This window comes from Streptomyces sp. NPDC002092 (genome assembly GCF_053593775.1).
In genome coordinates, this window is the sequence record NZ_JBSFDG010000004.1 from 426,079 (window position 1) to 438,375 (window position 12,297).

Annotated in this window: 8 protein-coding genes; 1 reads left to right on the plus strand and 7 read right to left on the minus strand. The window is 69.9% G+C overall.

The window, feature by feature from the left end; all coding sequences use genetic code 11:
- Window positions 1-207: 207 nt before the first annotated feature.
- Complete coding sequence (locus ACWCRD_RS12105) at window positions 208-2,589, plus strand: transglycosylase domain-containing protein (RefSeq protein WP_450965733.1); 2,382 nt, start codon at window positions 208-210, stop codon at window positions 2,587-2,589.
- 211 nt (window positions 2,590-2,800) lie between these two features.
- Here the strand turns inward: ACWCRD_RS12105 and ACWCRD_RS12110 are convergent, their stop codons facing one another.
- The 7 genes from ACWCRD_RS12110 to ACWCRD_RS12140 form a co-directional block, all read right to left on the minus strand.
- Window positions 2,801-3,232, minus strand: a complete 432-nt coding sequence (locus ACWCRD_RS12110) for a hypothetical protein (RefSeq protein ID WP_450965734.1) — start codon at window positions 3,230-3,232, stop codon at window positions 2,801-2,803.
- A 662-nt stretch (window positions 3,233-3,894) separates the two neighbouring features.
- Entirely contained in the window at window positions 3,895-5,991 is a 2,097-nt protein-coding gene (locus tag ACWCRD_RS12115) for a SpoIIE family protein phosphatase (RefSeq protein WP_450965735.1), read from the minus strand.
- Between the two features lie 307 nt (window positions 5,992-6,298).
- A complete protein-coding gene (fomD, locus tag ACWCRD_RS12120; RefSeq protein ID WP_450965736.1) occupies window positions 6,299-7,000 on the minus strand; it encodes a cytidylyl-2-hydroxypropylphosphonate hydrolase in 702 nt (233 codons plus the stop codon).
- 72 nt (window positions 7,001-7,072) lie between these two features.
- The gene (locus ACWCRD_RS12125; RefSeq protein ID WP_450965737.1) at window positions 7,073-8,461 is read right to left on the minus strand and encodes a class II fumarate hydratase; all 1,389 of its coding nucleotides are present in this window, start codon (window positions 8,459-8,461) and stop codon (window positions 7,073-7,075) included.
- Window positions 8,462-8,541: 80 nt separating this feature from the next.
- Entirely contained in the window at window positions 8,542-9,342 is an 801-nt protein-coding gene (locus ACWCRD_RS12130) for a DUF2690 domain-containing protein (RefSeq protein ID WP_450965738.1), read from the minus strand.
- Between the two features lie 233 nt (window positions 9,343-9,575).
- Window positions 9,576-10,100: an SH3 domain-containing protein gene (locus ACWCRD_RS12135; RefSeq protein WP_450965739.1), complete on the minus strand. Its 525-nt coding sequence runs from the start codon at window positions 10,098-10,100 to the stop codon at window positions 9,576-9,578.
- Between the two features lie 514 nt (window positions 10,101-10,614).
- A complete protein-coding gene (locus tag ACWCRD_RS12140) occupies window positions 10,615-12,282 on the minus strand; it encodes a fumarate hydratase (RefSeq protein ID WP_450965740.1) in 1,668 nt (555 codons plus the stop codon).
- Window positions 12,283-12,297: the final 15 nt, after the last annotated feature.

The following is a 12,297-nucleotide window of genomic DNA, read 5'->3' on the forward strand; positions in this document are numbered from 1 at the left end:
AGTGATAGCACTTTACCCCTCCAAGGCAACCCTGAACCCTTCTCGGCCGTCGGTTCCATCGGGGCGGGTGCTGATTGTCACGTCCGCAAAAGAGCGGATCCACCGACCTTTGTCACACCTCCCGGTGTTAGCTTTCTGAGCTGACCTGTGCGGGCGAACCTGTGTGACAGATGAGCACACTTGAACGAAGCGGAGCGGAACGGACCCATGGGACGAGCGGAAGAGAGACGAGCGCGACAGCGTGGTGGCCGCCGCGCGGCGCCCCCGACGCGCTCGTCCGGTACGACGGGACCCGCGGACCTCTCCGGGCCCGAGCCCACCGTCATAGGCGGCCGTGCCGCGGCGCGCAAGGCCGCCAAGGGCAAGGCGGGCCGCGGCAAGGCGGGCAAGGGCAACGGCAAGGAGGGCAAGAGCTTCATACGCCGGCTCTTCACCTGGAAGAAGATCGTGGGGACCTTCTTCGCCCTCTGTCTGCTCGGCATGGGCGCCTTCGTCGCGCTGTACATGATGATCAAAGTCCCCGACGGCGGCAACCCCGACGCGACACTGCAGAGCAACGTCTACAAGTACAGCGACGGCTCGCTGCTGACGCGCGACGGTGAGAAGAACCGCGAGATCGTCGACCTGTCCAAGGTGCCCAAGGACGTCCAGCACACCTTCGTCGCCGCCGAGAACAAGACCTTCTACGAGGACAACGGCGTCGACCTCAGGGGCACCGCCCGAGGCATCCTCAACACGCTCTCCGGCAAGGGCGCGCAGGGCGGTTCGACGATCACCCAGCAGTACGTCAAGAACTACTACCTGACGCAGAACCAGACCGTCACGCGCAAGCTGAAGGAACTGGTCATCTCGCTGAAGCTGGACCGGACGAAGAGCAAGGACTTCATCCTCGCCGGCTACATCAACACCAGCTTCTACGGCCGCGGCGCGTACGGCATCCAGGCCGCCGCGCAGGCCTACTACCACGTCGACGCCCAGAAGCTCTCGGTCGAGCAGGGCGCCTATCTCGCCGCCCTGCTCCAGGCGCCCAACCAGTACGACTGGGCGATCGCGACCCCCACCGGCAAGAAGCTGGTGCAGGCCCGCTGGAATTACGTCCTCGACAACATGGTCGAGAAGAACTGGCTGGACAAGTCCAAGCGCGAGCGGATGACGTTCCCGACTCCCAAGGCTCCCAAGGCCGCGCCCGGCATGGGCGGCCAGACCGGCTACCTGGTGGACGCGGCCAACACCCAGCTGGCCAAGCGGCTGGTGACCCAGGGCACGGCCGACAACTTCAATGACGCCCTGAACATCGTCAAGCAGGGCGGCTGGACCATCACGCTCAACATCGACAAGAAGAAGCAGGCGGCGCTGGAGAAGGCCGCCAAGTCGCAGCTGATCAGCAAGCTCGACTCGAAGAAGCGCTCGGTCGACGCGGACGTCCAGGCCGGTGCCGCCTCCGTGAACCCGAAGACGGGTGCGGTCGTAGCGATGTACGGCGGACAGGACTACTACAAGCACTACCGCAACAACGCGACCCGCACGGACTACCAGCCCGCGTCGACGTTCAAGCCGGTGATCCTCGCCGCCGCCCTGGACGAGGCCGCCCAGACACAGAGCGGCCAGGCCATCGGTGCGAACACGATCTACGACGGCACCAGCAAGCGCCAGGTCGTGGACAGCAACGGCAACAAGGTCGGCTTCGCCCCCGAGAACGAGGACGACCGGAGCTACGGCCCCATCACCGTCCAGACGGCGATGAACCAGTCCGTGAACTCCGTCTTCGCACAGATGGGCGTCGACGTCGGCATGCGCAAGGTGCTCAAGGTCGCGAGCCAGCTCGGCATGGACACGGCCGGCCTCGATCCGAGGCCCGCGCAGACCCTCGGCACCATGGGCGCGAGTCCGCTGCAGATGGCCGGGGTCTACGCGACCCTCGACAACCACGGCAGGCAGGTCACCCCGAGCGTCATCAAGTCCGTGGAGAACAGCAGGCATTCGGTCACTCTGCCGAACCCGATCGGTGACCAGGTCATCAGCCCCGAGGCAGCCGACACGGTCACCTCGGTGCTGACGGGCGTGGTCAACGACGGTACGGCCCAGCAGTCGGTCGAGGCCAACCCCAACCGCGACGGCCGCAAGGTCGCCGGCAAGACGGGTACGTCCGACGAGAACCGCTCGGCCTGGTTCACCGGCTTCACGCCCGACCTGGTCACCTCGGTCGGCCTGTTCGGCGAGAACCACAAGACCTTCGCACAGGTCTCGATGTACCACGCGGGCGGACTGCCCCGCGTCAACGGTGGCACGTTCCCGGCGCAGGTCTGGGCGGCGTACACCTTCGGCGTCGCCAAGACGGACCTGAAGTTCGAACTGAACACCAATCAGGGTGCGGCGGTCCAGCCGTCCTGGACGCCGTCGCCCACGCCGTCGCCGAGCAGGACGCCCAGCCAGTCGCCTACGACTCAGAAGCCGACCAAGTCGCCGACGCAGACGCCCACGCAGACGCCGACCCAGACGCCCACGCAGACGCCGACGCAAACACCCACGCAGACGCCGACGCAGACCCCGACGGCCCCGGCGGACCCGTTCAATCCGAACGGCCAGTAGCAGCAACAGCAAAGGGCGCCTGGCGGGTGCAGGGCAATGTGATGCCGTTGCACGGCGTGTCGCGGGCGCGTCAGCATGAGCGGCGCTCCTGGTCGACAGCTACCTGCCTTTCGCGTGCTCGGCGCCCGATTGCCGGGCGCCTGCCCCGAGCAGGTGTGCCTTCCCGCGGCAGGAGTCGCGGGAAGGCACACGGGTGACGGCAGAGCAGGCGTCAGGAGACGCCGGCCGAGCAGTAGTTCATCAGATGCGAGCCCTCGAATCGGGCGACCTCGATGCCGAGGTCCCAGATCCCGCTGACCCCGCCCGCGGTGGCGGATGTGTCGAACTCCTTGGAGGTGCCGTATCCGTCGTAGTTCGAGTGCCAGGGGTAGTACCCCTTGGAGCCGTCGGCGTAGTACGCCACCACACGGATGCTTACATGGTGGCCGTCCTCGACCCAGTCATAGACCTTGAGCTTGATGGACGGCACCGTCCTCTGGCCGACGCCGCGATGCCACCCGCTGGTGGCTATGGAACCGCTGGCACCCTCGGTCTCGCACTCCCCGGAGTACCTGTAGTCCGCAGCGTGCGCGGGGGCCGCCGCGAGCCCCAGAGTGAGAGCCAGGCCGGCCACGAGTGCGCCGAACTTTGCTTTGCTAGCCATGCAATTGCCTCCAGAAATATGTTGATCATTTACTGCAGTGGGACCGGAGGGAACACCGATCGCGCGCTGATCTGGCGGGGCTTCTCGAGTATTTCCGTTGCCTCTGTGATCGCCCGGAAAGTGAAAGTGCAAATCGCTGCTTCAAAGAAGTCGCTCACCATGAACCGGTTTGTGTACCGGAATCCCGGTCCGAAGAAGACCGCCACGGCGCAGCAGTAGAGGGCTGCCCAAAAAGGTGCCACGCCGCATTGGGCTTGTGGGTGTGGTCGGGATTGTGGTCAGGGGGTGGGCAGGGCGCCTTCGGGAAGGGTCAGCGAGGGAGGGCGTCCAGGGCCGGCGAACTACCGATTCTTCTGAGACGCAACTCGATCCCCCACGTGCCAATGCATACGGATGGGGGCCACACGGAGTGCACTGTGCGGGAGTCCCCCTGGACGCTCACGCGCTCAGGAGGCCGGAGTGGTCGAGTCCGGGTCGCTGATCGCGAGGTCACCTTACACGAGGCATGGACACGCCAGGCAAGAACTTAAACGATGCATGACTCGAAGCCTCGTGGCGCGAAACACCGACAGGCCGCTGGAGGGCGACTCAAGTCAGCGGCGAAACTGTGGGGTTCCGGTGATCAACGGCTTGAGGCGACCTGGCGGTGATCCCGCGGAGCGCTATGTCCGGTTCAGCTCGAACCAGACCACCTTCCCGGTGCTCAGCCGCGTCGCCCCCCACCGCCGGGCCAGCCTGTTCACCAGGTACAGCCCACGACCGCCCTCGTCCGTCGCCCGTGCCTGCCGCAGCCGCGGCAACTGCGGTACGTCGTCGCCGACCTCGCAGCGCAGTACGTCGGTGCGCAGGAGTCGTAGCGTGACCGGGCGGGACGCGTAGCGGACGGCGTTGGTGACGACCTCGCTGACGAGGAGCTCCACGGAGTCGCTGAGGTCCTCCATGCCCCAGCGGGACAGTGCCCGCCGGGCCAGCCGGCGGGCGCGGCCGGGTGCAGCGTCCTCCGGCTCCAGGAACCAGTACGCCACATCGCTCGGCGCGATCCCGTCGAAGCGGGCGGCGAGCAGCGCGATGTCGTCGTCCCGGTCGCCCGGGCCGAGCATGTCGAGCACCTCGTCGCAGAGTGCTTCCAGCGGCGGCGGATGGTCGGGTCCGGTCAGCTGTGCGGTCGCGGCGAGCTTCTCGCGCAGCTGCTCTATGCCGGTCCACACGTCCCGCAGCCGGGACTCGACCAGACCGTCGGTGTACAGGAGCAGCGTCGCCCCGGCCGGTGCGTCCAGCTCCACGGCCTCGAAGTCGACGCCGCCCACACCGATCGGCGCCCCCGGCGGCACTCGCAGCACCTCGGCGCGGCCGCCCAGGTGCAGCAGGACCGGCGGCGGATGGCCGGCGTTGGCGATGGTGATGCGGTGCGAGACGGGGTCGTAGACGGCGTAGAGGCAGGTCGCCATGCGGTCGGTGCCCAGGCGCTGGGCCTGTTCGTCGAGGTGGTGCAGGACCTCCTGCGGGGGCAGGTCGAGTCCGGCCAGGGTCTGGGCCGTGGTCCGCAGCTGGCCCATGATGGCCGCGGACGTCATGGAGTGGCCCATCACGTCACCCACCACCAGCGCGACCCGGCTGCCGGGCAGCGGAATGGCGTCGTACCAGTCGCCGCCCACCCGCGCGGTCTCCGCGGCGGGCAGATAGCGGGACGCCAGCCGTACGCCAGTGGGACGTGGGAGGGTCTCCGGCAGCATGGTGCGCTGCAGCTCGTCGGCGATGTACGCCTCGCGCCCGTACAGCACCGCCTTGTCGATGCCGAGGGCGCTGTGCGTGGCGAGCTGGGCGGCGACCAGGAGGTCGTCGGCCTCGAAGGCCATGCGCTCCGGGCGGCGCAGGAAGAGCGCGGCGCCGATCACCCGGCGGCGGCCGCGCAGCGGGGCGAGGATCGCGCGCTGTCCGCCGGGTACGACGAACTCCCCGCCGTCGCCCAGGAGTTCGGGCAGGGCGGCGCGGGCGGCGGGCGCGTCGGTGAAGACCGGGCGGACCCCGCGCAGCACCTCGGCGAGCGCGCTGCCCGGCCGTACCTCGCACAGTTCGGCGCCGACCGCGTCGAGCCCCGTCATCTCCGGGGGCTCCGGCTGCAGGGCGGGCGAGAAGCCGCCCTCGGTGTCCCGCTCCGCGGGGATCCGGTCGGTGCGCCGCAGCCGCAGCACGAGCGGGCCGGTGGGCCGCTCGTCGCCGACGGGCAGCGGGTCGCGCAGATAGACGAGGATCGCGTCGGAGAAGGTCGGCACGGTGGCCCGGCACAGGCCCATGACGATCTCGTCGAGGTCGATGCCGCGGGCGATCCGCCGGGTCGCGGCGCCGACGAAGCGCAGCCGGTCGCCGTCCCGCCGCATCGGCGTCGGCTGCCCGGGCGCCGTCATCCCCTGTCCGGTACGGCGCTCCTGGGCGCCGGCCACCTGCGGCCGGTCCTGCGCGCCGTCCGGCTGGTCCGGGATGGTCTCGGGGACGGGGCGCGGGCGGTGCGTGCCGGGCTCCACGGCTTCTGAGGCGGCGGGCTGCGAGTGCTCGGGGCCGGTGGTGTCGGAGGGGGGCGAGACCGGGTCCTTTCCCTGGCTTCCTTTGCTGCACGGCGTGGCCGTACCCGGCGTCGACGGGGTCTCCCCGGTGCGCGCCTGTGCGGGTAAAGCGGCCGTGGGGGAGGGCGTCTGGGTGTGCAGGAGCGCCCCGCGGGGGTCCGCGGGGTCGGCGCCCGGCTGCGGGCGCTCGAAGGACATGGGGTGCTCCGTCACGCGTGTCGAATCCGTCCGTCCGGGGCTGCGCATTGCGAGCGCAGTTGGTCCCGCAGGAATCCCGATACCCGGAATACGTGTCCCCGGAACGGAATTCCCGCGTGGTCAGAGGCTGCTGTCGTGCCACCGGCGAACCGTTCACGGCTCGCTGCGGTGTTGCCCTCGTACCCCTCGCTCACGTCCTGCCGCCCCTCGGTGACGATCGGTCAAGCCCAGCGCATGCTCCGGCAGTTGCTGCCGCACCTTGCGGAGGACGATCCTACGGTTGTGGACCGGGGGCGCATCAAGAGTCTCACGTGGACACATGCGCGGGCGTACGGTCCCAGTCCTCCGGCAAAGACGGTACAGCCCAGGACGGATCCGGGCGCCAGTGCTGCCAGCCGTCGCTGAACGGCGGGCCCCAGGCGCGGATCACCTCCACCGCCGACCGGCCCGCCCTGCGCACCTGTTCGGCGGCCGACGCGTCCATCAGCCCGTCCTGCTGGGCCTGCGCGAACTCGTCCTCGTCACGCCAGTGCCAACTGCGGTCCGGGTGCACGGAGATGTCCAGGAAGTGGTCCTCGGAGTCGACCCCGCCGTCCCAACGCACCAGCGGCGATTCCAGATTCACGTACCAGTTCTTGAACCGCCAGCCCGGCTCCCAGAACAGCCACACCGACCAGGGCTCGCCGGGGCGGGCCAGCTTCAGCACGCCGGTGCCGAACCAGTGGTCGAGCTGGACGGTACGGGGCTTGGTGTAGCGGGACCGGAGGGGCTCGACATGCACCGGGGTGCCGTCGGCGAGCACGGGCCGTACGCACTCGGTGCCGGGTGCGAGCCACACGGCGAGCAGTTCGTCGTCGTCCCGGACGACGGTGACGGGGCGTGCGATGTGGAAGCGCTCGCCGGCGTTCTCCCGGTAGCGCCACAGGACCTGGGTCCCGGGGGTCCAGAACCCCCTCCGCACCGCCGCAGCCGCGTCCGCTTCCGCTCTCATCGCTCCACCCTCTGCCATGCACAGATATTAGGTGCCCGGGGCATACGACGCTGCGGCGCGCGTCACGGTTCGCGACGGTGCGACGAATGGTTACGGATGCGTCATCCGCAGGACATCCAGGGCCTCGTCGAGCTGCTCAGCCGTGAGGTCGCCGCGCTCCACGTACCCGCTCTCCAGGACGACTTCGCGGATCGTCTTCTGCTCCGCGAGTGCCTTCTTGGCGACCTTGGCGGCCTCCTCGTAGCCGATGTACTTGTTGAGCGGAGTGACCACGGAGGGCGAGGACTCGGCGTACTCGCGGGCCCGTTCCCGGTTCGCGGTGATGCCGTCCACGGTGCGGTCGGCGAGCAGCCGGGAGACGTTGGCCAGCAGCCGGACCGACTCCAGGACGTTCCTGGCGATGACCGGCAGCATCACATTGAGCTCGAAGTTGCCGGCGGCTCCGGCGGCGGCGACGGTGGCGTCGTTGCCGGTGACCTGGGCGGCGACCATGAGCACGGCCTCCGGGATGACCGGGTTGACCTTCCCGGGCATGATCGACGAGCCGGGCTGGAGGTCGGGCAGGGTGATCTCGGCGAGGCCGGTACGCGGCCCGGACGCCATCCACCGCAGATCGTTGGCGATCTTGGTCAGTCCGACGGCGACCGTCCGCAGCTGTCCGCTGGTCTCGACGATCCCGTCCCGCGCCCCCTGCGCCTCGAAGTGGTTGCGTGCCTCGGTGAGGGGGAGCCCCGTGACGCGGGCGACCTCCTCGATGACGGCGGCCGAGAACCCGGGCGGGGTGTTGATGCCGGTGCCGACCGCCGTCCCGCCGAGGGGCAGCTCGGCGAGGCGGGGCAGCGCGGCATGCAGCCGCTCGACGCCGTAGCGGATCTGGGCCGCGTAGCCGCCGAACTCCTGTCCCAGGGTCACCGGCGTGGCGTCCATCAGATGCGTCCGCCCGGACTTCACGACGTCGGCGAACTCCTCGGACTTGCGGGTGAGGGCGTCGGCGAGGTGTTCCAGGGCGGGGATCAGGTCGTGGGTGACGGCGGCGGTTGCGGCGATGTGGATGGAGGACGGGAAGACGTCGTTGGACGACTGGGAGGCGTTCACATGGTCGTTGGGGTGTACGTCCCTGCCGAGCCGCTCGGTCGCAAGGGTGGCGATGACCTCGTTGGTGTTCATGTTCGACGAGGTGCCGGAGCCGGTCTGGAAGACGTCGATCGGGAAGTGCTCGTCCCAGTCACCCCGGGCGACCTCGTCGGCGGCTTCCTGGATCGCCTCGGCGATGTCCTTGTCGAGCACCCCCAGCCGCGCGTTCACCTTCGCGGCGGCGCCCTTGATCCGGGCCAGGGCCTCGATGTGGGCGCGCTCGATGCGCTGGCCGGAGATCGGGAAGTTCTCGACGGCCCGCTGTGTCTGGGCCCGCCACTTGGCGTCGGCGGGGACGCGGACCTCGCCCATGGAGTCGTGCTCGATGCGGTAGTCGTCGCTCATGCCCGTATAGCGATCGGAGAGGCGGGGATGTTCCGGACCTTGGGCCGGCCGGGGGTCGTTGCGCGGGCCGGTACCGCTCATCAGCGGCCCGGCACTCCGAACCGGCCGGTGCACACGGGCTTTTCGGCCACCTCGGCGCAGGCCTGGGCCCCGCGCGGGTCCGGAGAAGCCAGCATCGGGCTGCTGTACCCGTCGGACTTGTCGCCCTGGTACTCCGCGGACAGCTCGTCCTGGCCCGACCTGATCCAGATCTCCCGCGCGCCACCCGTCCGGGTGCGCAGCTCGGACCAGACCGTGGCGCAGGACGGCGAGAACCGCAGCAGCACCACCTCGGCGGCCCTGGCGACCGTGCTCTCGGTGCGGGCGTCCCGGGCGCAGGTCTCGGAGGTGGGGAGTTCCCCCTGGCAGTCGCTGCCGTGGCAGGAGGCGGCCGTCCTGGGTGCCGCTGTGCGGCCGGGGTCCAGGACGTCCGCGGCGGCCGCGGTGACGGCCACGGTGGCGGCCATGGTGGCGAGGGCGACGACGGCGCGACTCGGACGCGGGATGCGGCGGCGCCGGGTGGTGACGGGCGGCACGGACGGGTCCGGCTGCCGCTTCGCGACGGTCGCCCCGTCGGCCTGCGCCCGTGCCGCGGAGTCCCAGAGGGCGAGGAGAGGACCGGGGTCGGCGTCGGCGAGCCGTACGAGGGCCACGACGGCGGCCCGGGGCGGGAACTGATCGCCGTTCAGATAGCGGTGCCAGGTCGACTTGCTGAACGGGGTGACGCCGGCCAGCGCGGCCAGGCTCAGTCCCGTCCGCTGCTTGAGGGCACGCAGCCGCTCCGTCAGGAGCCGCCCGTCGTCCTGCGACGCGTCGGGCAGCGGCTGCCTCTGGACCGTCACGTGGCTCTCCATCTCGCTCCCTCGCCATGCCGGGGTGACCGCCCTGATGTGTTCCCGGCGGCGGCGCCCGGCCATACCGCGATCACCGGAATATGAAGGGGAGTTGACTGAGTTGACCTGCGATTACGCCGAGTGGGGGTGTGATCGGCGGATTACCGGACGGCATCTCCCGGCGGGCTTGCGCCGCCCGCCGGGAGGTACCGGGGATCACGACCGGTGCGGTCGAGGGGGCGTCAGCACCAGCGGACGGTGCCGAGGTTGTGCACGTAGCGGGCGGAGACCCAGCCCCTGTGGTGGGCGAGCCGGTACCAGCGGTGGTTGCCGCGGACGTTGGAACCCCGCACCTTGCAGGTGAGGGCCACGCTGGAACCCACCGCCCGCGAGCCGACGACGCGGTAGCCGGTGCCCGGCCCGGAGCGGACGTTCAGCGGCAGACGGTGGGTGGCGACATTGCCCCAGGTGTGGTTCCTGACGATGTGCCGGACGCCGTGGACGTGCCGGTGGTGGCGGTGGTGGCGCGCGGCACGGCCCTTCGCCTGGTGGCGGCCGTGGTGGCACTTCGGCGCCTTCGGCTTGGCGGGCAGCGTGGACGGCGTGGGGGCCGGCTGCCACGCCGGTACGGAGATCTGCGGGGGAGTGGAGTTCAGCGCGTGGGCCTGCTGCGGGGCCGGCCCGGCGGAGGCGACGGCCGCCACCGGGAAGACGGCGACGACCGCGAACGCGGCCACAAGGCCGCTGCGCAGTGAGCGTCGGATCATGGGTTGTCCCTCCGAGATGACCTGCGGATCACGGGCTGTGATCCAGTCAGCACGGAGCGTTTCCGGCGAAGTGCCCAAAGATGCCGTCCCACCCGTTCCTGGGACGAACTGGGACGCCCCCAGTCATTCAGCGAAGCACTACGCCCATGCCACCGCCGTCCCGGGACACGACGACGCCACCTGCGGCACCGGTCTGCGCCTTTCAGCCCGTCCGGCGTTTCAGGACGTGCCCGTATGGACGGATGGGGGTTTGGGGGCGGAGCCACGGGCGGGGAACAGGGGCGACCCGCGAGGGGGCGCGGCGGAGCCCGCGAAGGGGCCTGGGGGTGGGCCGTAGGGGTGCGGGGGTCGGCCCCCGGGTTCGGGGTGCAAGGGCGTAGTCCCCGCCGGTGGCCAGGGGCGGAGCCCCGCGAGGGACCCGAGGGGCGGGGGCGAAGGGGCGCAGCCCCTGGGGGTGGGACGGGTAGGGGCGGGGGGGCGAGAGCCGGTCCCCGCCCCGCCGCGCCGTGAGGTGCTAGGCCAGGCCGGGGCCGCGTACCGGAATGGATGTGAACGTCGGCTGCGGGGCCGGGTCCTGGAAGAAGTCGTTGCCCTTGTCGTCCACCACGATGAACGCCGGGAAGTCCTCGACCTCGATCTTCCAGACCGCCTCCATGCCGAGCTCCTCGTACTCGACGACCTCGACCTTCTTGATGCAGTCCTGGGCGAGCCGGGCGGCCGGCCCGCCGATGGAGCCGAGGTAGAAGCCGCCGTGCGCGCCGCACGCGTCCGTGACCTGCTTGCTGCGGTTGCCCTTGGCCAGCATCACCTTGGAGCCGCCCGCCGCCTGGAACTGCTCGACGTAGCTGTCCATACGGCCGGCCGTGGTCGGGCCGAAGGAGCCGGACGCGTAGCCCTCCGGGGTCTTCGCGGGGCCCGCGTAGTACACCGGGTGGTCCTTCAGGTACTGCGGCATCTCCTCGCCCGCGTCCAGCCGCTCCTTGATCTTGGCGTGCGCGATGTCGCGGGCCACGACCAGCGGACCGGTGAGGGACAGACGGGTCTTGACCGGGTACTTCGTCAGCTCGGCGAGGATCGACTCCATCGGCTGGTTCAGGTCGATCCTGACGACGTCCCCGTCCTGCTCCAGGTGCTCGTCCGTCGTCTCCGGCAGGAACCGCGCCGGATCCGTCTCCAACTGCTCCAGGAAGACACCCTCCGCCGTGATCTTCGCGACGGCCTGGCGGTCGGCCGAGCAGGACACGGCGATCGCGACGGGGCACGAGGCGCCGTGCCGCGGCAGCCGCACCACACGCACGTCGTGGCAGAAGTACTTGCCGCCGAACTGTGCGCCGATCCCGATCTTCTGCGTCAGCTCGAAGACCTTCTCCTCCAGCTCCTTGTCACGGAAGCCGTGACCGAGCTCCGAGCCCTCGGCCGGGATCTCGTCCAGGTAGTGCGCCGAGGCGTACTTCGCGGTCTTCAGCGCGTACTCGGCGGACGTACCGCCGACCACGATCGCCAGGTGGTACGGCGGGCACGCGGCCGTACCCAGCGAACGGATCTTCTCCTCCAGGAACTTCATCATGGAGGCCTCGTTCAGGACGGCTTTCGTCTCCTGGTACAGGAACGACTTGTTGGCGGAGCCGCCGCCCTTCGCCATGAACAGGAACTTGTACGCGCCGCCGTCGGTGGCGTACAGCTCGATCTGCGCCGGCAGGTTGGAGCCGGTGTTCTTCTCGTCCCACATGGTCAGCGGGGCCATCTGCGAGTACCGCAGGTTGAGGTTGAGGTACGCGTCGTAGATGCCCTTCGACAGCGCCGCCTCGTCGCCCCCCTCGGTGAGGACGTTCTGCCCGCGCTTGCCCATGACGATCGCCGTGCCGGTGTCCTGGCACATGGGGAGCACGCCCGCGGCCGCGATGTTCGCGTTCTTCAGCAGGTCCAGCGCCACGAACTTGTCGTTGCCGGACGCCTCGGGGTCGTCGATGATGCGCCGCAACTGGGCCAGGTGCGCGGGCCGCAGGTAGTGCTGGATGTCGTGAATGGCCTCCTCGGCGAGCTTGCGCAGCGCCTCCGGCTCCACCTTGAGGAACGTCCGCCCGTCGGCCTCGAAGGTGGACACACCTTCGGAGGTCACCAGCCGGTACGGGGTGGTGTCCTCTCCCATGGGGAGCAGATCGGTGTACGCGAACTCAGGCATCTCAGCCCATTCCTC